At 74.5% G+C, this 19,653-nt stretch carries 22 protein-coding genes; 8 read left to right on the top strand and 14 right to left on the bottom strand.

Translation table 11 applies throughout. The annotated features are described in order from the left end of the window. Positions 1-4 precede the first annotated feature (4 nt). From AC3ERT_RS17495 to AC3ERT_RS17465, 7 genes are read right to left on the bottom strand one after another with little or no spacing between them, the layout of a single operon-like run. Positions 5-1,813 (bottom strand): complex I subunit 5 family protein, encoded by a 1,809-nt coding sequence (locus AC3ERT_RS17495; RefSeq protein WP_435175254.1) that lies wholly within the window; start codon positions 1,811-1,813, stop codon positions 5-7. A gap of 4 nt (positions 1,814-1,817) precedes the next feature. After that, positions 1,818-2,165, bottom strand: a complete 348-nt coding sequence (locus tag AC3ERT_RS17490) for a sodium:proton antiporter (RefSeq protein WP_335972470.1) — start codon at positions 2,163-2,165, stop codon at positions 1,818-1,820. Further along, positions 2,165-2,914, bottom strand: coding sequence for an MnhB domain-containing protein (locus tag AC3ERT_RS17485; protein WP_435175252.1), 750 nt, complete (start codon positions 2,912-2,914; stop codon positions 2,165-2,167). The genes AC3ERT_RS17490 and AC3ERT_RS17485 overlap by 1 nt, the downstream gene beginning before the upstream one ends. Continuing rightward, on the bottom strand, positions 2,911-3,216 hold the full coding sequence (locus tag AC3ERT_RS17480; RefSeq protein WP_335972469.1) for a Na(+)/H(+) antiporter subunit B: 306 nt from the start codon (positions 3,214-3,216) through the stop codon (positions 2,911-2,913). The genes AC3ERT_RS17485 and AC3ERT_RS17480 overlap by 4 nt, the downstream gene beginning before the upstream one ends. Further along, positions 3,201-3,557 (bottom strand): cation:proton antiporter, encoded by a 357-nt coding sequence (locus AC3ERT_RS17475; RefSeq protein ID WP_435175250.1) that lies wholly within the window; start codon positions 3,555-3,557, stop codon positions 3,201-3,203. Before AC3ERT_RS17475 ends, AC3ERT_RS17480 begins: the two co-directional genes overlap by 16 nt. A gap of 36 nt (positions 3,558-3,593) precedes the next feature. Next, positions 3,594-3,887, bottom strand: a complete 294-nt coding sequence (locus tag AC3ERT_RS17470) for an MrpF/PhaF family protein (RefSeq protein ID WP_335972467.1) — start codon at positions 3,885-3,887, stop codon at positions 3,594-3,596. Continuing rightward, the gene (locus AC3ERT_RS17465) at positions 3,884-4,444 is read right to left on the bottom strand and encodes a hypothetical protein (RefSeq protein WP_435175247.1); all 561 of its coding nucleotides are present in this window, start codon (positions 4,442-4,444) and stop codon (positions 3,884-3,886) included. Before AC3ERT_RS17465 ends, AC3ERT_RS17470 begins: the two co-directional genes overlap by 4 nt. A 240-nt stretch (positions 4,445-4,684) precedes the next feature. On the opposite strand from AC3ERT_RS17465, the gene AC3ERT_RS17460 reads away from it, so the two are divergent. After that, entirely contained in the window at positions 4,685-5,635 is a 951-nt protein-coding gene (locus AC3ERT_RS17460; RefSeq protein ID WP_435175245.1) for a Rieske (2Fe-2S) protein, read from the top strand. An 87-nt stretch (positions 5,636-5,722) separates the two neighbouring features. On the opposite strand, the gene AC3ERT_RS17455 is transcribed toward AC3ERT_RS17460, so the two are convergent. From AC3ERT_RS17455 to AC3ERT_RS17445, 3 genes are all read right to left on the bottom strand, one after another. Further along, positions 5,723-7,933, bottom strand: a complete 2,211-nt coding sequence (locus AC3ERT_RS17455; protein ID WP_435175243.1) for a catalase — start codon at positions 7,931-7,933, stop codon at positions 5,723-5,725. Positions 7,934-8,093: 160 nt separating this feature from the next. Then, positions 8,094-8,645 (bottom strand): DUF6328 family protein, encoded by a 552-nt coding sequence (locus AC3ERT_RS17450; protein WP_435175241.1) that lies wholly within the window; start codon positions 8,643-8,645, stop codon positions 8,094-8,096. 139 nt (positions 8,646-8,784) lie between these two features. Continuing rightward, entirely contained in the window at positions 8,785-9,249 is a 465-nt protein-coding gene (locus AC3ERT_RS17445; RefSeq protein ID WP_435175239.1) for an STAS domain-containing protein, read from the bottom strand. A gap of 126 nt (positions 9,250-9,375) precedes the next feature. On the opposite strand from AC3ERT_RS17445, the gene AC3ERT_RS17440 reads away from it, so the two are divergent. Next, complete coding sequence (locus AC3ERT_RS17440; RefSeq protein WP_435126970.1) at positions 9,376-9,738, top strand: helix-turn-helix transcriptional regulator; 363 nt, start codon at positions 9,376-9,378, stop codon at positions 9,736-9,738. Positions 9,739-9,878: 140 nt separating this feature from the next. Next, positions 9,879-10,886 (top strand): SDR family NAD(P)-dependent oxidoreductase, encoded by a 1,008-nt coding sequence (locus tag AC3ERT_RS17435; RefSeq protein ID WP_435175237.1) that lies wholly within the window; start codon positions 9,879-9,881, stop codon positions 10,884-10,886. Here AC3ERT_RS17435 and AC3ERT_RS17430 read toward each other — a convergent pair. After that, complete coding sequence (locus AC3ERT_RS17430; protein WP_335972460.1) at positions 10,880-11,248, bottom strand: VOC family protein; 369 nt, start codon at positions 11,246-11,248, stop codon at positions 10,880-10,882. The genes AC3ERT_RS17435 and AC3ERT_RS17430 overlap by 7 nt on opposite strands. A 151-nt stretch (positions 11,249-11,399) precedes the next feature. On the opposite strand from AC3ERT_RS17430, the gene AC3ERT_RS17425 reads away from it, so the two are divergent. After that, positions 11,400-12,311, top strand: a complete 912-nt coding sequence (locus AC3ERT_RS17425; protein ID WP_435175235.1) for a LysR family transcriptional regulator — start codon at positions 11,400-11,402, stop codon at positions 12,309-12,311. Between the two features lie 7 nt (positions 12,312-12,318). Here the strand turns inward: AC3ERT_RS17425 and AC3ERT_RS17420 are convergent, their stop codons facing one another. After that, positions 12,319-13,503: a zinc-dependent alcohol dehydrogenase gene (locus tag AC3ERT_RS17420; protein WP_335972458.1), complete on the bottom strand. Its 1,185-nt coding sequence runs from the start codon at positions 13,501-13,503 to the stop codon at positions 12,319-12,321. Positions 13,504-13,789: 286 nt separating this feature from the next. Here AC3ERT_RS17420 and AC3ERT_RS17415 point away from each other — a divergent pair, with 286 nt between their 5' ends. Continuing rightward, a complete protein-coding gene (locus AC3ERT_RS17415; protein ID WP_335972457.1) occupies positions 13,790-14,362 on the top strand; it encodes a hemerythrin domain-containing protein in 573 nt (190 codons plus the stop codon). 65 nt (positions 14,363-14,427) lie between these two features. Here AC3ERT_RS17415 and AC3ERT_RS17410 read toward each other — a convergent pair whose 3' ends face one another. Next, positions 14,428-15,495 carry a mannonate dehydratase gene (locus tag AC3ERT_RS17410; RefSeq protein ID WP_435175232.1) on the bottom strand — a complete coding sequence of 356 codons (1,068 nt, stop codon included), beginning with the start codon at positions 15,493-15,495 and terminating at the stop codon, positions 14,428-14,430. 128 nt (positions 15,496-15,623) lie between these two features. Continuing rightward, the gene (locus AC3ERT_RS17405) at positions 15,624-16,364 is read right to left on the bottom strand and encodes a GntR family transcriptional regulator (protein WP_435175230.1); all 741 of its coding nucleotides are present in this window, start codon (positions 16,362-16,364) and stop codon (positions 15,624-15,626) included. Positions 16,365-16,469: 105 nt separating this feature from the next. Here AC3ERT_RS17405 and AC3ERT_RS17400 point away from each other — a divergent pair, with 105 nt between their 5' ends. From AC3ERT_RS17400 to AC3ERT_RS17390, 3 genes are read left to right on the top strand one after another with little or no spacing between them, the layout of a single operon-like run. Continuing rightward, positions 16,470-17,768 carry an extracellular solute-binding protein gene (locus tag AC3ERT_RS17400; protein ID WP_335972454.1) on the top strand — a complete coding sequence of 433 codons (1,299 nt, stop codon included), beginning with the start codon at positions 16,470-16,472 and terminating at the stop codon, positions 17,766-17,768. A 29-nt stretch (positions 17,769-17,797) separates the two neighbouring features. Further along, complete coding sequence (locus tag AC3ERT_RS17395; RefSeq protein WP_435175228.1) at positions 17,798-18,715, top strand: carbohydrate ABC transporter permease; 918 nt, start codon at positions 17,798-17,800, stop codon at positions 18,713-18,715. Further along, positions 18,712-19,647, top strand: coding sequence for a carbohydrate ABC transporter permease (locus AC3ERT_RS17390; protein WP_435175226.1), 936 nt, complete (start codon positions 18,712-18,714; stop codon positions 19,645-19,647). Before AC3ERT_RS17395 ends, AC3ERT_RS17390 begins: the two co-directional genes overlap by 4 nt. Positions 19,648-19,653 lie beyond the last annotated feature (6 nt).

Below are 19,653 nucleotides of genomic sequence, written 5' to 3'. Positions count from 1 at the left end.
GCCGTCAGGTCTGCGCGGCGATCAGCACGCACAGCGCGGCCACCCCGAAGGTCAACCAGGCGACGTAGTCGCCCAGATGCCCCGAGTGCAGCCGCCGCAGCCCGGTCACCGCGTGGCGCACCGCCCGGTGGAAGGGCAGCCGCACCGGCCGCCGCACCGCCAGCCACGCCAGGAGGGCCGCCCCCGCGGCCGACACGAAGCCCAGCAGCAGCCCCTCACCCGTCCACGCCGACGCGACGTGCGCGACCGCCGGGGCGGCCCCGCCCAGCACCGCGGCCCGGTAGGCGGCCGGGTCGGTGTAGACCCCGGCGCCGCCGGCGATCGCGCGCCCCACCGCGGGCACGCACCCCACGGCCGCGCACAGGGCGAGCAGCACCGCGGGCACGGCCGTCATCATCGGCGGCAGCGACCGCCCCGGCGTCCGGATCTCCGGCTCCTCGCCCTCACCGCTGGTCTCCTCCTCGCCGGGCCGCTGCGCCGGCACCGCGCCCGCGCCCCAGAAGATCCGCACCGCCGCCCGCAGCACCGCCCCGCCGGTGAGCGCGGACGTGAGCACGTACACCGCCGGAAGCCACGCCTGCGTACGGCCCGCGGCGGCCTCGCCGAGGGCCTTGCCGAGCCCGGTGCCGAACGGCGGCAGCCCCGCCAGCGCCAGCGCGCCGAGCACGAACAGCACGCCCGGCAGCCGCAGCGCGCGCCCCCGGCCGTGCAGCCCGTGCTCGTCGACGGAGCCGTAGCGGTCCAGCAGCACACCGGTCAGGCCGAACAGCGCCGCCTTCACGCAGGCGTGCGCGGCCACGTACACCGCGGTGCCGGCCGCCCCGTCGGGCCCGAGCAGCGCGATCCCCACCACGAACAGCCCGACATGACCCACCGTCGAGTACGCGAGCATCCGCTTGAGGTGCCGCTGCTGCCAGCACATCACGGCGCCGACGAGCGCGGTGAGCACCCCCAGCGCGGTGAAGGTGTGGCGGAACACCTCGTGCGGGACGCCGCCCGGGCCGGAGAAGACCGTCCAGTACACCCGGCCGACGCCGTACACGCCCAGCTCGACCATCACGCCCGACAGCAGCATGCACACCGGGGTGGGCGCGACGGCGTGCGCGTCGGGCAGCCAGAAGTGGAACGGCACCACCGCCCCCTTGACCAGCATGGCGGTGACGACCAGCACGAAGCCCGTCACGGTGAGCAGGTCGGCGCGGTGGCCGGCCAGCGCGGTCCCCAGCGCCGCGAGGTCCAGCTCGCCGGTGCGCGCGTAGAGCAGCCCGATGCCCAGCAGCGAGCAGTACGCGGCCAGGGAGTTGACGATCCCGAAGGTGAGGGCGCCCTGGAGCGGGCGCGGGTCCTCGATGCGGTAGCCGGTCAGGGCGTACCCGGCCGCGCCCATCAGCTCGAACCACACGAAGGCGTTGAACAGGTCCCCGGTCAGCGCGAAGCCGACCATGCCGGCCTGGAAGGTCAGCACCATCGCCGGGAACAGGCCCGCGCGCTCGCCGCTCGGCTCGTCGAAGTACCGCCAGGAGTAGGCGAGCACCGCCAGCACCAGGCACGCGGCGAGCAGCGCCAGGCCCGCGCCGACCCGGTCCGCGGCGAGCACCACGCCGATGCGCACCGGCCACCCGGCCAGGCGCGCCACCGCGACGCCGTGCAGGTGCGACCACAGCAGCGCCAGGCAGACCACGTCGGCCGCGGCCGCGGCGGTGGCCAGCACGTCGCAGCCCTTCCGCGGCAGCACCCGGCCGGCCACCGCCAGCAGCGGCGCGCCGAGCAGCGGGATCGCCACCGCCGCCGGCAGCAGGACCGCGTCCGTCACCGGGTCAGCCCTTCAGGGCGGTCAGCGCCTGCGGGTCGACGGTGCCGTGCCGCTTGCGCAACTGGATCGTCAGCGCGAGCAGCAGGGCGGTGACGGTCGCGCCCACGACGATGTCGGTCAGCGCGAGCGCCTGCACCACCGGGTCCACCACCGGCCGCGAGCCGGGCCGCAGGTCGGAGAAGACCGGCGCGGTGCCGTGGTCGCGGTAGCCGACGGTGAGCAGCAGGACGTACGTCGAGGACTGCGCGACCGCCAGGCAGCCGATCGCGTGGATCAGGTTCCTGCTGGTCACCAGCCCGTAGAGGGCCACCAGCAGAATCCATCCCGCGGCCAGGTACGCCCACACGCCCATCAGGCGCCCTCCTTCTGCTCGGTGCTGCCGGTGACCTCGACGGCCTGGTCGAGGAAGTGCGCGACGAGCACGATCAGCCCCGACGCGACCTCCACGCCGACGGCCGCGTTGAACAGCGGCACCATGCCCCCCGAGGTGATCCGGTTGAACGTGCCCAGCGGGAGGACGTTCTCCAGGAACGCGCCGCCCGCCGCGAGGCCCGCGACGCCCATCGCGGTGAACGACGCCGCCGCCAGACAGTCGGCCATGTCCAGGACGACCAGCGGCCGCAGCCGCCGCAGCACCCGGTAGTCGGCCGCGACATAGCCCAGATGGAGCGCGGTGGCCAGCACGACCCCGCCCTGGAAGCCGCCGCCGGGGCTGAGCTGGCCGTGCGCCACGACGTACACCCCGACCAGCACGGTCACCGGCAGCAGCACCGCGCCCAGCAGCCGGGTGGTGGGCAGGACGTGCTCCGAGGCGGCGGGGTGCTGGCGCTCGTCGCGGGCCAGGCGCAGCAGCAGCGTCGCGCCCAGCACCGTGCCGAAGAGGATCGACTCCTCGCCGAGGGTGTCGAAGCCGCGCAGGTCGAAGTTGACCGACGAGACGACGTTCGCGGTGCGGTGGCGCAGGGCCGCGGCCACGGCGCGGGTGCCGTAGGGGTGCGCGGCGCCGCCGAACCGCGGCAGTTCGCGGCAGGAGACGGCGAAGCAGACTCCCAGCACCGCCGCGGACAGCGCGAACAGCAGCAGGCGCGCACGGGCGTTCACGACCCGCCCCCGCCGCCCGGTCCCTCCGGCTCGCCGCCCCCGGCGGGATGCTCCGGCCCGGACAGCGAGCGCCGTCGCACCTTGCGCACCGTCAGCAGGATGAGCAGCGGCGTCAGTACGGTGCCCACCGCCACCTGCGACAGCGCCACGTCCGGTGCCTGGAGCACCGTGAAGAGCAGCGCCAGCGCCAGCCCGAGGACACCGAGCAGCACCGCCTGCCGCACCGGTTCGCGGCACAGCACCGCCAGCGTGGCGGCCACCACCACGAAGCCGAGCGCGACACCGATCAGGGCCGTGTCCACCGTTGCTCCTCCTCTTCCCCGCTGCCGTCCCCGCTCCCGTGCCCCTCGCCTGCCCCGACCTCGCCGGACTCCCACGCGGCCTTGCCGACCGCGATCGTGGCGGCCGTGCCGCCCGCGGCGAAGACCAGGCCGATGAAGAGCGTCTTGACCGCCGCGCGGCCTGGGCCCTGCTCCACCGCGACCGCCAGCGCGATCAGCGGCACCCCCAGGCACGACGCGATCGCCAGCGCGTGCAGGCGCGCGGGCGTCCCGTCCAGCCGCACCAGGGCCGCCGCCGACAGCAGCACGCAGCCCACGCCCGCCCACAGCAGCACCAGGGCCGCCACATGACCGGCCGTCACCCGTGCCCCCGGGCAGGCCCCGTGAGCGCCGCGCACTCAGTCGCCGGCACGCTGCTGCTCCTCAACGGCCCCGTCGCTCCCGCCGGCCACCACGAAGCGGGTGAACACCAGCGTCCCGGCCGGCGACAGCACCGCCAGCACCAGCGCCAGGTCCTGGTACGAGGACCGGCCGTACCCCTGCGGCAGCAGCAGGAACACCGCGCCCACCACGGTGGACAGCAGCGACAGCGCCACCAGCCGCCGTACCGCGGAGCCCGCGGCGGCCACCCACAGGCACGCGGGCACCGCGCCGGCGAGCAGCACCAGGGCCGCGGCCGTCCACGCGTTCACCGCGGGCCGTCCGGACCGGTGAGGGCACGCTCCACCGCGCCGGGCGCGCGGCGCAGGGCGTGCACGCGGACCGCGGCGCCCTGCCGAGCGCCCCCGGCCGCCGACGTGCCGTCCGTGCCGTCTGCGCCGTCTTCGTCGATCGTGAGCACGCAGGTGTCCGCGGAGGCGGCCAGCAGCAGCCCCGCGCCGCCCGCGCCCGTGCCCGGGCGCAGCACGACCCGGCGGACACCGCCCGGCCGCCGCCCGCCCCGGACGACCGCCCCGGCCAGCGCCGCGCTCCCGCGCAGCAGCGACCAGGGCAGCGCCGCCAGCGCGCGCAGGGCGCCGCGGCCGTGCGGCCGCCCGATGCCCACCGCGCGCCGCAGCCGGTGCGCCGCCATCGCGCCGGCCAGCGCGGCACCGGCGGCCACCAGCAGTTCGACCGGATTGACCGAGCTGATCAGCACCACGTCCAGCGCGGCGAGCAGCACCCACCACGCGGCGACCTCGGCCACCGCCGTCCGCCCCATGCCCGCCGCCTCCCGCCGTCGCCCGCCTTCGATGCCCGCCTCGTGCATTCTCGAAGCACCCCGGAGCCGTGCTCCCGCGCCGTCCCGCGCCGCGCCGTACGTCACCCGAACGGTGGCGGTGCGGGCGGGCGGAAAGCGTCCGGCTCCGTTGCGGGGCCGCGTACCCCGGCAGCCCGCGCGCACACCGGCACCCGCGCGGGCGGCGGGTGCGCGCGGGCACCGGCACCCGCGCGGGCAGGTCCGCCCGCCGCCGCGCGGGACCGCGGCCCGGCCCCCAGACTCGGGGGCATGACACGCTGGAGCGCGACGACGGTCATGGCACAGCCGCTGCTGCGATGGGCACCGGACCGGGCCAGACCCGGCCGGATCGCCGACGCCGTCAGCAGGCTGGAACGCACCACGGCGCTGGACGGCGCGATCGGGGCGCTGCGGGGCGGCGTGCACGCCGTGGCGCTGGGCGACGTCCGCGACCTGCTGCACGGGCGTTTCCTCGGCCACCCGGTCCACCCCCTGCTCGTCCAGGTGCCGGTGGGCGCCTGGCTGTCGTCCGCGGTGCTGGACTGGACACCCGGCGGCCGGCGGCAGGCCGGGCTGCTGATCGCGGTCGGCCTGGCCGGCGCGGTCCCCGCGGCGGCCGCCGGGCTGGCCGACTGGGCCGAACTGGAGGACGAGCAGGCCCGGGTGGGACTCGGCCACGCGCTGCTGAACGTGGTGGCGACCTCCTGCTACACCATGTCGCTGGCCTCCCGCCTGATCGGCCACCGCGGGCGGAAGACGGCCCTGTTCGGCCTGGCCGCGGTGGCGGCCAGCGGCGCCCTGGGCGGCCACCTGGCCTACCACCAGGCGGCCGGCGCCAACCACAGCGAGGCCACGCCCCGGATCACCCCGCCCGGCTGGCACGACGTCGGCGCGGTCGCGGACTTCCCCGACGGCCGCCCGGTGCGCTGCCTCGTCGGCGAGGTCGCGGTGCTGGTGCTGCGCGACGCCGACGGCACGCTGTCCGCGCTCGCGGACCGGTGCAGCCACCTCGGCGGCCCGCTGTCGGAGGGCGAGATCACCGACGGCTGCGTACGGTGCCCGTGGCACGGCAGCACCTTCCGGCTGTCGGACGGGTGGAACGTCACCGGCCCGGCCACCGCCCCGCAGCCCTGCTTCGACACGCGGGTCACGGACGGCCGCGTGTGGGTGCGGCTGCGGTCCGCCGCCCCCGGCGACGGCCCGGCGCCCGCCGGCTCCTGACCCCCGGCTCCTGACCCGCCGGCCCGCCCCCGCTTCCGCACGGCGCCCCACCCGGGCGCGCGGAAGCGGCGGCGGGTCCTGCCCGTGTCAGGCCGGCGAGCCGCCCAGCAGCGGCGGGAAGCGGTCCCAGACGCGGTGCTCGGCGAGCAGGCCCGCGACCTGCCCGAGGGCCTCGGCCCCGGTGTCCCGCGCGACCACCCCCGCGCCGCCGGCCGCGAGCCCCACGGCCGCCAGCACGTCGCTGCCCTCGCCGAAGGCGCCGAGCGGCTTGCCGTGCCGGTACGCCTCGGTGACCAGCAGCAGGACCCGCGGGTCGATGTCGGTGACGGCCGCCGCCTCCGGGTCGGCCTTCGCGTCCCGGGCCGGCGCCGCGTCGGCGGCCGGCCCCGGAGCCGCGGCCAGCAGCAGCGCGTCGAACTCGATGGACCGGGCCGTCGCGAAGGTGCGCTGCACACCCGGCCCGCCCGTCGGCGCGACCACCAGCGGCACCATGTCCGCCGCCAGCACGGCCTGTCGCACGTCGGCGACGTCCTGCCCCGCGTCGGCCACGACGATCCCGATCACCCGCCCGTCGGTCGGCCAGCGCCCGCCCAACTGGGACAGCGCCGGGCTCGGCTCGGGGTCGGCCAGCGGCACCGTGGGCTCCGGCACGGGCAGCCCGAGACCGGCGGCGACCGTCCGGCACAGCTCGCCGTCGATGTTCGCCAGCACCCGCAGCCCCCGCTCCTTGACCGCGTTCTCGTAGCACTTGCCGAGCTCGAAGGTGTAGGCGGCGGCGATGTGCTCCCGCTCCGGGGGCGTCATGCTCCGCCAGAACAGCCGCGCCTGGCTGAAGTGGTCGTCGAAGGAGGCCGCCGCGTCGCGGACCTTGCGCGAGGCGGGGACCTCGACGGGCGCCTCGATGTAGGCGCCGGTGTCCGCGCCGGCCGTGAACGGGCACCCTCCGTCGAGGGAGTTGGGCCGGTAGGGGGCGACGCCGCGGTGCACCGCGGTCTGGTGCATGCCGTCGCGGAGCATGTCGTTGACCGGCGCGTGCGTGCGGTTGATCGGCAGCTGCGGGAAGTTGGGGCCGCCCAGCCGGGTGATCTGCGTGTCGACGTAGGAGAAGAGCCGGCCCTGCATCAGGGCGTCGTTGGTGACGTCCACCCCGGGCACGAGGTTGCCGACGTGGAAGGCGACCTGCTCGGTCTCCGCGAAGTAGTTGGACGGGTTCGCGTCCAGCGTCATCAGGCCCACCGGCTGGACCGGCGCGATCTCCTCCGGCACGATCTTCGTCGGGTCCAGCAGGTCGATGCCCTCGAACATCTGGTCCTCGGTGTCGGGGAAGGTCTGCACCCCCAGCTCCCACTGCGGGTGCGCGCCGGCCTCGATCGCGTCGGCCAGGTCCCGCCGGTGGAAGTCGGGGTCGACGCCGGCGGCGATCTGCGCCTCCTCCCACACCAGCGAGTGGACGCCCAGCTTCGGCTTCCAGTGGAACTTCACCAGCGTGGTGCCGCCCTCGGCGTCCACCAGCCGGAAGGTGTGGACACCGAAGCCCTCCATCATCCGGAAGGACCGCGGGATGCCGCGGTCGGACATGTTCCAGAGGGTGTGGAAGGTCGCCTCGGTGTGCAGGGTGACGAAGTCCCAGAACGTGTCATGGGCGCTCTGCGCCTGCGGGATCTCCCGGTCCGGGTGCGGCTTGCCCGCGTGGATCACGTCCGGGAACTTGATCGCGTCCTGGATGAAGAACACCGGGATGTTGTTGCCGACCAGGTCGAAGACGCCCTCGGAGGTGTAGAACTTCGTGGCGAAGCCGCGGGTGTCGCGCACCGTGTCGGCCGAGCCGCGCGAGCCCAGGACCGTCGAGAACCGCACGAACACCGGCGTGCGGGCGCCCTCGGCGAGGAAGGCGGCGCGGGAGATGCGGGCGGCGGTGCCGTACGACTCGAAGACGCCGTGGGCCGCGGCGCCGCGGGCGTGCACGACGCGCTCGGGGATGCGCTCGTGGTCGAAGTGGGTGATCTTCTCCCGCAGATGGTGGTCCTGGAGCAGGACCGGCCCGCGCGGACCGGCCTTCAGCGAGTGGTCGGTGTCGTACAGCCGCGCGCCCTGGGCCGTGGTCAGGTAGGCGCCGGCCTGCGCGGCCGTCGCCGGGTCGGCGCCCGTCGGCTGCCCGGTGGGGCTGCCGGTCGCCGGGCCGCGCTGGTCCGCCTTGGGCGGCAGCGGGTCCCGCGGCCGCGTCGGTTCGTCCACCGGCGGCGGCTCCACGCCCGGTGCGCCGGGGATGTTGTCGCGCGGGGTGTCCTTGCTGCTCACTGCGGCTCCTTGAGGTCGGGTCAGGGGGAGTGGCGCCGAGGGCGCCGACCTGTCCGGGTGCCCCGCCCGCGGCGGGCGAACCGCCGGCCGGCCCGGATTCCTCCTGATGGCGGCCCGGGCCGGGGGCCGGTTCGCGGGGGGCGGGTCCGCCCCGGCGCGGTCAGCGGTCGTGGTGATCGTCGTGCTGGTGGCGCTCGTGGTGCTGGTCGTTTTCGTGGCGCTCGTTGCGGCGCCTGGCCCACAGCGGCAGCACGATCCAGCACAGCACGAACCATGCGACCAGGGCGCCGACGAGCCAGGCCGCCGTCGGGTCGTGCACGGCGACGCGCAGCACCAGCAGCAGCGACGACGCCATGGTGCACAGCAGCAGGCACAGCCCCAGCAGGGTCAGCCGCGACGCGAGGACGACGGTCTCCGGTTTGAGCCGGCGGCCGGTGAGCAGCCGGTGCATGGCGACCGGTCCGACCAGCGCCCCGGTGGTGGCGGCGCCGAGCACGACGGTCGCCACGTAGATGTGCCGGTCGGTGGCGGACAGAGTGGTGAAACGCTGCTGGAAGACCACCGTGAGCAGGAAGCCGAAGAGGATCTGCACCCCGGTCTGGGCGACGCGCAGCTCCTGGAGGAGATCGCCCCACCTGCGGTCGGCGCGCTCCTCCTCGCTCTCATGGCGCCCCGCCGCCGGTGACGGCTGCCGGTCGTCGGACGGCTTCATCGCGGCTGGCCCTCCTTCGCCGTACGCCCCCGCGTCCGCGGCCCCGTGCGGGGCGCGCGGAGCCTGCCGGTCGGGTGCCCCCGGCGCCGCGGATCATGCGCGGCGCCGGGTGGGCCGGCTGTCCAGGGTGGGGCGGATGTTACGGCTGGGATGCTCGGGCGGGCCGGGCCGGGCGGACCACGCGGGCCTCGCAGGTCCTGGTGGGGGAGGCGAACAGCTCGCGGGTGCCGGACAGGTCGAGCACCCGCGCGACGCTCGGCGAGAGCGCCGAGATCGCCAGTTCGACCCCGAGGTCCAGCGCCCGCGCCCGCAGGCGCAGCAGCATGTTCAGGCCCGCGCAGTCGAAGAACGCGACGTCTCCCAGATCGACGTCGAGCCCGGCGGGGGAGAGGACGAGGCAGTCCGTCAGGATGTCGCCCGCGGTCGGGGCGGTGGCCAGGTCGAGTTCGCCGGCGACCGCGGCCCGGGTGTGGCCGGCGCTCTCGACGGTACGGACGGCCAGGCCCGAGTCGAAGTCCTGGTACGAGGATGTCCTCGGTGACGTCCCGCCCCTGTGCGCCCGCGCGCTGCCGCCGAGGGTCGGCGTGGGCTCGATGACGGTCAACGACCTACCTCCAATGCGTCGCAGGCTGTACCCAGAGCTTGCCCGCCCGCTTCGAGCACGTCAAGAAATACACGAAATTTGGTTCGTGACTTGAGCTACGTAAATCAGCCGCCGTAAGGTGAGACCGTGCCCGAACCAACCGACTCCCGTCCCACGTGGACCTTCCTGACCAACCACGCCCGGGTGCTCGCCACCATCGCCCGCGACCCCGGGGTGCGGGTGCGGGACATCGCGGCCCGCTGCCTGCTGACCGAGCGCGCGGTGCAGAAGATCATCGCGGACCTGGAGGGCGACGGATACCTCCAGCACACCCGTATAGGGCGCTCCAACCACTACGAGATCCCGCAGGGCACCCTGCTGCGCCACCCGGCCGACTCCGGCCCCACCGTGGACGACCTGCTCGCCGTGTTCGCCCTGGACACGCACCCCGCCACAGGCGGCGCACCCGACCCCGACCCCGGCGCCCACTCCGGCGGCGACGCGACCTGACCCCTGCCGCCCGGCCCGGCCGCGCACTTTCCGGGCACGCCCCGCGGTAGAGGGCCGCCCCTGCGGGTACCCGGGGACCCTGCGCCGGGTCGGGAACCTGTCCGCCCGCACCGGCACCCGCTGCCGTAGGAGGTAGGGACATGGCCGATACCCGCACCCGCGCGGACTCCGCCCTCGCCGGCCGGTCCGCGGTGGTCACCGGAGGCTCCCGCGGCCTCGGCCTGCTCATGGCCCGGCGGCTGGTCGACCTCGGCTGCGACGTGACGGTCGCCGCCCGCGACGCCGCCGAACTCGACGCGGCCGCCGCCCACCTGGACGCCGGCGCCCCGAGACACGCCCGCGTACGGACCCAGGTGTGCGACGTCACCGACCGCGACGCGGTGCGCGCGCTGATGCGGGAGGCGGCCGGCGCCCACGGAGGGATCGACGTGGTCCTCGCCAACGCCGGCATCATCCAGGTCGCCCCGATCGACGCGATCGGCGCCGACGAGTTCCGCTCGGCACTGGACACGATGTTCATGGGCGCCGTGCACACCGCCCTGGAGTCCCTGCCCTACCTGCGCCGCAGCCCCGGCGGCGGCCGGCTCGCGCTGATCGGCTCGGTCGGCGGCCTCGTCACCCCGCCGCACCTGGTGCCGTACGCCTGCGCGAAGTCCGCGGTGGCCGCGCTCGCGGAGGGGCTGCGGGCCGAGGAGCGGCAGGTGAGCGTGACGGCGGTGCACCCGGGGCTGATGCGCACCGGCTCCCACCTGGCCGCGGAGTTCGGCGGCGACCGGGCCGCGGAGTTCGGGTGGTTCTCGGCGCTGGCCGGCACCCCGCTGCTGTCGATGGACGCCGAGCGCGCCGCGCACCGCATCGTCCGGGCCGTCGAGGCGCGCCGGACCCGGCTGGTGCTGACGCCCGCGGCCAAGGCGGCGGGCCTCGCCCACGGCGTGGCCCCGGCGCTCACCGTCCGTCTGACGGCGCTCGCCGCCCGCGCCCTCCCCTCGGGCGGGACGGACGGCGCGTCCGGACCGGGCCTGGCGGAGGGCCGCGACGTGGATGCGGCGCCGGCCGACCCGGTGCTGCGCCGGCTGCGCGCCTGGGGCAGCGCCCTCAACGACCGCGCCGCCGACGCGTTCAACGAGCGCCGCCCCCGGCATCAGTAGCAGCGCAGCTCGATGACGTTGCCGTCCGGGTCGCGGACGTAGAGCGAGGTGGCGGTGCCGCGGGCGCCGAAGCGCGGGCCGGGGCCGTCGACCACGTCCCACGCGCCGGATGCGACCACCTCGTCCCAGTCGAGCGGTTCGACGACCAGGCAGAAGTGGTCGACATTGCGGCCGTCCCGCTCCCCGGCGACCAGGTCGACGATGGTGTCCGCGCTCACCCGGACGGACGGGAACGGCGCGCGGCCGGCGCGCCACTCCTCAACGCGGACGGGCGCGAGGCCGAGGGCGCCGCAGTAGAACCGCAACGAGCGTTCCACGTCGGCGACGTTGAGGACCAGGTGGTCGAATCCGGTGACACGCATGGCGTTCCCTCTTTCCGTTCACCGGCGGGGTCCGGGGCCCGGACCGCCTGCCTGGCACTACCCTCGCGGGGCCGGCCGGCGGGACCAAGCACCAAGCGGCATAGGATCGTTGCCCCAGGAACAACGGTCGGCGATCAGCGGGAGGCGGCTCGTGTGGGAGCGCCACGAGACGGCGGCCTTCCTGGTGCTGGCCGAGGAGCTCCACTTCGGCCGGACCGCCGAACGGCTCGGGCTGACCACCGGCCGGATCAGCCGGACCATCAAGGCGGTCGAACGGCGGGTCGGCGCACCGCTGTTCGAGCGCACCAGCCGCACGGTCCGGCTCACCCCGCTCGGCGAGCAGCTCGCCGCGGACCTGCGGCCGATCGTCCGCGGCCTGGACGCCGCCCTGGAGCGGGCGGTGGCGGCGGCCCGCGGGGTGACCGGCGTGCTGCACGTCGCCTTCCTCGGCGCGACCACCGCGCCGGTGCTGCTGCGCGGGGTCGAGCTCTTCCAGCGGCGCCACCCCGACTGCGAGGTGCGGGTGCACGAGGAACGCCTGGCCACCACCCGCGCCCACCTGTCGGACGGGACCGTCGACGTGCTGCTGGCCGCGTTCCCCTTCGACGGCATGGCCACCGGCCCCGCGCTGATCCGGGAGCGCCAGGTGCTCGCGGTGGCGGCCGGGCACCGGCTGGCCCGCGAGCCGGCCGTGTCGCTGGAGGTCCTCGCCGACCACCCCGTCATCCAGTACCCGCAGGCCACCTCGCGGTCGTTCAAGGAGCACCGCACCCCGAGCCGCACCCCGGGCGGGCGGCCGGTGCCGCGGGGCCCGCAGGGGGAGAGCTTCTCCGAGATGCTCTCCCTGGTGGCCCTCGGGCGCGGGGTCCTGCCGGTCGGCGAGCACACCCCCGGCTCCTTCCCGCACCCGGGCATCGCCTATGTGCCGATCACCGACGCCCCGCCGATCCTGCGGGGGCCGGTCTGGGCGGAGTCCCGCACCACCGCCCGCGTACGGGCCTTCGTCCGCGCCGCCGTGGACGCGGCCCCGCACTCGTCGGTCCCGCCCGCTCCCGGCCGCTGACGCCCGGTCACGGCGTGAAGAGCACCTTGACCGCGCCGTCCTGCTTCTTCTGGAACATCGCGTACGCGTCGGGCGCCTTCGCCAGCGGCACCCGGTGGGTGGCGAAGTCGTCGACACCGAGCGGGTCGGCGTCGGTCAGCAGCGGGAGGAGGTCGTCCACCCACCGCCGGACGTTGGCCTGGCCCATGCGCAACTGGACCTGCTTGTCGAACAGGGTGAGCAGCGGGAGCGGGTCGGCCATGCCGCCGTAGACCCCGGACAGCGAGATGGTGCCCCCGCGCCGCACCAGCTCGACGGCCAGGTACAGCGCGGAGAGGCGGTCGACGCCGACGCGCTGCATCAGCCACGCGGCCAGCGGGTCCGGCAGCAGCGCGGTCATCTGCTGCATGCCCTGGGCCAGCGGCGCGCCGTGCGCCTCCATGCCGACGGCGTCGATGACGCAGTCGGGCCCGCGGCCGTCGGTGGCGTCGTACACGGCGTCGGTGAGCTTGTCGCCGTACGCGGACAGGTCGAAGGTGTGGACCCCGCGGGCCCGGGCGCGGGCCAGCCGCTCCGGCACGACGTCGATGCCGATGACCTGGCCGGCGCCGCGGTGGGCGGCGATCCGCGCGGCCATGTCGCCGATCGGGCCGAGGCCGAGCACGGCCACGCTGCCGCCCTCGGGCACGGCGGCGTACTCCACCGCCTGCCAGGCGGTGGGCAGGACGTCCGAGAGGTAGACGAACCGGTCGTCCGGCGGGCCGGGCGGAACCGCGATGGGCAGGGTGTTGCCGAAGGGCACCCGCAGGTATTCCGCCTGGCCGCCCGGCACCTGGCCGTAGAGCTTGGTGTAGCCGAAGAGCGAGCCGCCCTTGCCGTGTTCGCGGACCTGGGTGGTCTCGCACTGGGAGTGCAGGCCGCGCCCGCACATGAAGCAGGTCCCGCAGGAGACGTTGAAGGGGACGACGACCCGGTCGCCGGGCCGCACCGCGGTGACCTCGGGGCCGACCTCCTCCACCACGCCCATCGGCTCGTGGCCGAGGATGTCGCCCGGGTCGATGAACGGTCCGAACACCTCGTACAGGTGGAGGTCCGAGCCGCACAGGCCGGTGGTCGTCACCTTCACCACGATGTCCGTCGGGTCCTGGACCACCGGGTCGGGAACGGTGTCCACGCGCACATCGCGCTTGCCGTGCCAGGTCAGTGCTTTCACTGGTGCTTCCTCTCCTCAAGGCGGCGGCCCGCTCGGACCGGTGCGGCGGCCGCGTGGGCAGACGGGGGCGCGCACCCGGCCATCCGTTCCCCGCACCGGGCCGGGCCGAGCGTCCCGCCGCCCGAGGTCCCCCGAGCGGTCCCGCCCGGCGCGCCGCGGCCCACGGAGGCGCGGGTACGGGCGGGGTAGCGGGGATGTGCCGGGGCCGAAGGGGTTTGGCGGGGCCGTGAGGGGTGAGGCGCCCCTGCGTACGAAGATCGACGTCCGACCCGAGAGGGAGCCGAGCATGAGTTCCGCCACCATCGAACGGACCGCGGCGGCCCGCCTTCCCGACGGCGACGTGGTCGCGGTGCTGCTCACCCAGCACGCCCGTATCCGCGACCTGTTCGCCACCGTCCGCGGCACCCGCGGCGACGCGCGCCGGCAGGCGTTCGACGAGCTGCGCGCGCTGCTGGCGGTCCACGAAGTCGCCGAGGAGCTGATCGTCCGGCCGGTCGCGAAGCGCACCGCGGGCGAGCAGGAGGCCGAGCACCGCAACACCGAGGAGGCCGAGGCCACCGAGGTGCTCAAGCGGCTGGAGCGGATGGACCCCGACAGCGCCGAGTTCGACGCGGCGATCGGGGAGTTCGAACGGGCGGTCGGCGAGCACGCCGACCACGAGGAGAGCGAGGAGTTCCCCTCGATCCTGCGCGAGTGCACCGCCGAGCACCGGCACACCATGGGGGAGCGGCTGGCGCGGGCGGAGCGGCTCGCACCCACGCACCCGCACCCGTCCGCGGCCGGCCGCCCCGCGATGGTCGCCCTGACCGGGCCGTTCGCCGCGATGACGGACAAGGTCCGGGACGCCCTGAGCGGCTGAAGGAACCGGGCCGCCCGTGCGCGTGGTCAGGGCTCAGCGGGCAAGAGCGCCTTCCGTTGCCGGGGTCATCGGACCCGCGCCCGGCCGGGTGCCCGGTGCGGCGGCCCGTCGAGGTCCAGGGCGTTGAGCACCCCTTGCAGGTAGCCGATCGCGTGGGCCCGGCCGCGGCTGCAGTACGCCGCCGAGGAGATGTCGCCCCAGGTGTCGAGGTCGCCGATCATCGCCGGGACGTGGTCGTCGATGAGGAAGCCGTCGAACCCGGCGGCCGCCAGGCGGCGGATCACCCGCGCCGGGTCGAGGTTGCCCTCGCCGAGGAAGCACTCGGTGAAGCTTGGCACGGTGCCGCGCACGTCCCGGAAGTGCACGTAGAAGATGGCCGGGCCGAGCAGGTCGATGACGGCGTCGACGCTCTCCTCCCCGGCCATCTCCGAGACCGTGCCCAGGCACAGGTTCAGCCCCCAGGACGGGCTGCCGCCCGCTTGGGCGCGGGCCCGCGCGATGGCGGCGGGCGAGGTGAAGATCCGGGCGACCCCGCCCAGCGGCTCGTCCACCGGCGGATCGTCCGGGTGCAGCGCGAGCCGCACCCCGACCTCCTCGGCCACCGGCAGCACCGCGTCCAGGAAGTACTGGTGGTGGGCCCACATGTCCTCGGCGCTGATCGGCTCCGCCACCGGCTCGTCGGGGGTGAGCCGGTAGCCGGCCAGCGCGTTGCCCTGCGGGACCCGCGCCAGGTCGAAGGCGCTCACCTTGGCGCCGCCGCGCCCGGCCGCGGCCATGTCGGTGCGCCACACGTAGGTGGCGAGGAAGTTGTAGCCGAGCAGGTCGATGCCGACCGCGGCCATGTTGCGCAGGGTCGCGCGGAAGTTCTCGATCTGCTCGTCCCGGCCCGGCAGGCCCCGCTGGATCTTCCAGAAGTGCGCCAGGGGCACGTTCTCCAGCCCGTCGATCGCCAGGCCGTCCGCGTCGCAGCGCTCGCGCAGCGCCCGCAGCTCTGCCAGGCTCCAGCAGCCCTCGCGTCCGGGCAGCAGGTCCGGTGTGTGCAACTGGACGCCGGTCAGGCCGAGTTGGTGCGCGAAGGTGGCGACCCGGTCGTCGTAGGTGTCGATATGGCCGAGGGAGAGTCGAATGGTCATGCCCGGCCGACCCGCAGGTGCTTCACGGTGATCCGTTCGGTTGGAGGGGAGACAAGGGGGACGCAAGGAGGGGACACGGGGGACGCGAAGGGGGACACGGGGCCGGACCGCCGACCGGAGCGTCCCGGTCAGTCGGCGAAGTAGTCCGGGTACTGCGCGCACAGCTTCGGCACCCGCTCCAGCGCGCGCCTGGCGTGGCGGCTGATGAGCCGGCGCCCGCCTTCGGCGTCGCGGGCCGACAGCGCGTCGACGATCAGCCGGTGCTCGTCGATCAGGTCGCGCATGCTGGCGGTGTCGGGCTGCGCCAGCCGCCGCAGCCGGTCCAGTTGCAGCTTCATCCGCTGCACGGCCTGCCAGGCGCGCAGGTAGCCGCTGAGGGCGAACACCTCGGCGTGCAGGGCCTCGTCGGCCTGGAAGAACGCGTCGTGGTCGCCGGCGCGGTAGCTGTCCTCCTGCCGGTCCAGCAGGTCGCGCAGGGCGCCGGTGTCGAGCGCGGGACTGCGGCAGGCGGCCTCGAAGGCGGAGACCTCCAGGCTCTCGCGGACGAAACACGCCTCCGCCACGTCCCACAGCCGGATCAGCCCGACCCGCGTGCCGACCTGCGGCACCACGTGGACGAGGCCGGCGTCGGCGAGCCGGGCGATGGCCTCGCGCACGGGGGTGCGGCTGACGTGCAGGCGCTCGGCGATCTCCGTCTCCGACAGACAGGAGCCGGGGGCCAGGCGCAGGGTGCGGATCGCGGCCACCAGCTCGTCGTGGACGAGGTCGGAGGTGCGGGTGCGCCGGCCGTCCCGGCTGATCGGCGTCAGCACTCCGGCGGTTGCGTACGGCGCCTGCTCCGGCATGCGCGCTGGTGGGGGAGCGGTCATGTCCGAATCCTTGCATGCCAGTGTACTTGTATGCAAGTATGCCTCGCCATCGGCCGGGTGGCACCCGTGCACCGCGCCGTACGAGCAGACCAAGGGGACGACGTCATGACCAAGCACAGGGCCGGGCTCACCGCCGCGGCGATCCTCGCTGCCACCACCCTCATGCTCACCGGCTGCGGCGGCGGCAGCGGATCGTCCGCCGCCGGCAAGGGCCCCGCCGAGATCACCTTCTGGGGCTGGGCCGCCGGCTACGACAAGTCGGTGGCGCTGTGGAACAAGGCGCACCCGGACGTCCACGTGAAGTACCAGGCCATCACCAACGGCGGCGCCGGCGGCTACGACAAGATGCTCACCGCCGCCAAGGCCGGCAACGCGCCCTGCCTGGCGCAGATCGGCTACGAGACCTTCGCCAGCTTCCTGGCCGCCGGCGCCCTGAAGGACGTCAGCGCTTACGTCAAGCAGGACCGCGCCCAGTTCCCCGACTGGGTCTGGAACAACGTGGGCGTCGACGGCAGGGCCTACGGCGTCCCCGTCGACACCGCGCCGATGGCGATGTTCTACCGCGCCGACCTCTTCGCCAAGGCGCACATCGCCGTCCCGAAGACCTGGGACGACTTCGCCACCGCCGCGGCGAAGGTCAAGGCCGCCGACCCCGCCGCGCGCATCATGAACGCGCCCAGCGACCCCTACCTGTACGCCGGGTTCGCCTGGCAGGCCGGCGCGCCCTGGTTCGGCGCGAAGAACGACGCCTGGTCGGTGTCGTTCGACAGCCCCGCCAACAGCAAGGTCGCCGCCTACTGGCAGGGCCTGACCGACAAGGGCCTGCTCACCTCCTACCCCGCCTTCGACGCCACCTTGTACTCCGCGTGGAACAAGGGCTCGGTCTGGGCGGAGGTCGGACCCGTCTGGTCCGCCTCCCTCATCCGCGACAATGCCGCCGCCTCCGCCGGCAAGTGGGCCGTCGCGCCCATGCCCCGCTGGGCCGGCTCCGACGCGGTCGGCAACTCCGGCGGCTCGGCCACCGCCGTGACGAAGGACTGCGCCCACCCCAAGGAGGCCACCGACTTCGCGCTGTGGATGTCGACCGACAGCGGCTCGGTGTCCAACCTGATCTCCGCCGCGGCGATCCTGCCCGCCTCCAAGTCCGGACTGGCCAGCCCCGCGCTCGACGCGCCCCAGAGTTACTACGGCGGCCGGCGCATCTACCAGCTCTTCCGCACCGAGGCCGCCAAGGTCGACGACAACTGGACGTGGGGCCCGATCATGGCCACCTCCGCCACCAGCCTCGGCGACGGCCTCGGCAAGGTCCACACCAGGAAGGGCACCTACCAGGACGCCCTCGACGGCGCCCAGCGAAGCACCGTCAGCGCCCTGAAGTCGCAGGGCTTCTCCGTCAGCAAGTGACCCGCAGCACCACCCCAGAGAAGGTGACCGTGTCCACCGTGACGTCCGCCGCCACCGACCGCCGGCGCCGACTTCGCGAACTCCGCCGAGCCGCGCCCTTCGTCCTGCCCTTCCTCGCGCTCTTCGCCGTCATCTACCTCATCCCCACCGGATACGCCCTGGAGCAGAGCCTGTTCACCGAGAAGCGCTCCGGCCTCGGGCTCACCGGCGCCAGGACGGTCTTCGCCGGCGCCGACAACTACACCCGCGTCCTGCACGACACGGACTTCCTGCACTCCCTCGCGCACGTCGCCTTCATCGGCGTCATCCAGGTGCCCGCGATGCTGGCCCTGGCCCTGGTGCTCGCGCTGCTGCTCGACTCCGCGGTGGTCAGGACCGGGCGCCTGTTCCGCGTCGCGTACTTCGTGCCCTACGGCCTGCCCGGCGTCATCGCCGGCCTGGTCTGGTCCTTCCTGTACGCGCCCTCGCTCAGCCCGGTCGTACGGCTGCTGGACTCCGCCGGCATCCACGCCGGCTTCGTCACCGACACCGCGCTGCCCTTCGCCATCGCCAACATCCTCACCTGGGCCTGGACCGGCTACAACACCATCCTCATCTACGCCGCCCTCCAGGCCGTCCCGCCGGAGACGATGGAAGCCGCAGCGGTGGACGGCTGCACCGGCTGGAAGGCCGCACTGCTGATCAAGGTGCCCCAGATCCGCCCCGCCCTGCTGATGACGCTGGTCTTCTCGATCATCGGCACGTTCCAGCTCTACAACGAGCCGGCCACCATGAAGTCGGTGGCGCCCAACCTGTCCTCCACCTACACGCCCATCATGGCCACCCTGCGCTCGGTGTCCTCGAACAACTTCACCTACGCGGCAACGCAGTCGGTGGTGCTCGGCGCACTGATCTGCGTGCTGTCGGTCGCCGTCTTCCGTGCCTCGGCCCGAAGGACCGACTCATGACCAGCACCCTCCACCCGCCCGCCGACCCCGCCGGCCCCGCCGAGGCCGCCGCCCCCGCCGCACCCCCGCGCCGGCGCCGCACCGGCAGCCCGCTGACGACGATCAACCCCACCACGCGGCTGGTCACCCTCGGCGTCATGACGCTCTTCGCCCTCTACTTCCTGCTGCCGGTGTGGTGGCTGGTCGTCTCCACCACCAAGGACAGCGGCGAACTCTTCGCCGGCGACGGCTTCTGGTTCGGCCACCACTTCGCGCTGTGGGACAACGTCCAGACGCTCTTCCGCGCGCAGGGCGGCATCTACTCCCGCTGGCTGCTCAACTCGCTGCTGTACGCCGTCGGCGGCGGCATCGTCGCCACCCTGCTGGCCGCCATGTGCGGCTACGCGCTGGCGAAGTTCCCCTTCCCCGGCCGCGAGGCGGTCTTCGGCACCGTGCTGGCCGCGGTGCTGCTGCCCGCCCCCGTCCTGGCCGTCCCGCTCTACCTGCTGTTCAGCCACACCGGGATCGTCAACACCTTCTGGTCGGTGTTCATCCCCAGCATCGTCAGCCCGTTCGGCGTCTACCTCAGCCGCATCTACGCCGCCTCGTCCGTCCCGGACGCGCTCATCGAGGCCGGCCGGATCGACGGCGCGGGGGAACTGCGCATCTTCACCATGGGGATGAGGATCATGGCACCCGCCATGGTCACCGTCTTCCTCTTCCAGTTCGTCGCCATCTGGACGAACTTCCTGCTGCCCTCGCTGATGCTCGCCGACAGCTCGCTGCAACCGGTCACCGTCGGCCTGGTCGGCTGGCGCCAGATGCAGGGCTACCCCATCGGCTACACCACCGTCGTCACCGGAGCCATGCTCTCGGTCATCCCCGTCATCGCGATGTTCGTCTCCCTACAGGCCTTCTGGAGCAAGGGCCTGACCGCGGGAGCCGTCAAATAGCCGGCC

The sequence above is a fragment of the Actinacidiphila sp. bgisy145 genome (assembly GCF_057708125.1).
Note: the sequence above shows the minus strand (reverse complement) of the source record. Positions and strands in the feature narration are given on the sequence as shown.

Excerpts from the sequence above, each read along its gene's own strand:
- AC3ERT_RS17490 (WP_335972470.1), bottom strand. The coding sequence starts at position 2,165 with ATGGGCGTGTGGGCGTACCTGGCCGCGGGATGGATTCTGCTGGTGGCC.
- AC3ERT_RS17465 (WP_435175247.1), bottom strand. The coding sequence starts at position 4,444 with ATGCACGAGGCGGGCATCGAAGGCGGGCGACGGCGGGAGGCGGCGGGC.
- AC3ERT_RS17460 (WP_435175245.1), top strand. The coding sequence starts at position 4,685 with ATGACACGCTGGAGCGCGACGACGGTCATGGCACAGCCGCTGCTGCGA.
- AC3ERT_RS17450 (WP_435175241.1), bottom strand. The coding sequence starts at position 8,645 with ATGAAGCCGTCCGACGACCGGCAGCCGTCACCGGCGGCGGGGCGCCAT.
- AC3ERT_RS17435 (WP_435175237.1), top strand. The coding sequence starts at position 9,879 with ATGGCCGATACCCGCACCCGCGCGGACTCCGCCCTCGCCGGCCGGTCC.
- AC3ERT_RS17430 (WP_335972460.1), bottom strand. The coding sequence starts at position 11,248 with ATGCGTGTCACCGGATTCGACCACCTGGTCCTCAACGTCGCCGACGTG.
- AC3ERT_RS17415 (WP_335972457.1), top strand. The coding sequence starts at position 13,790 with ATGAGTTCCGCCACCATCGAACGGACCGCGGCGGCCCGCCTTCCCGAC.
- AC3ERT_RS17410 (WP_435175232.1), bottom strand. The coding sequence starts at position 15,495 with ATGACCATTCGACTCTCCCTCGGCCATATCGACACCTACGACGACCGG.
- AC3ERT_RS17405 (WP_435175230.1), bottom strand. The coding sequence starts at position 16,364 with ATGACCGCTCCCCCACCAGCGCGCATGCCGGAGCAGGCGCCGTACGCA.
- AC3ERT_RS17400 (WP_335972454.1), top strand. The coding sequence starts at position 16,470 with ATGACCAAGCACAGGGCCGGGCTCACCGCCGCGGCGATCCTCGCTGCC.
- AC3ERT_RS17390 (WP_435175226.1), top strand. The coding sequence starts at position 18,712 with ATGACCAGCACCCTCCACCCGCCCGCCGACCCCGCCGGCCCCGCCGAG.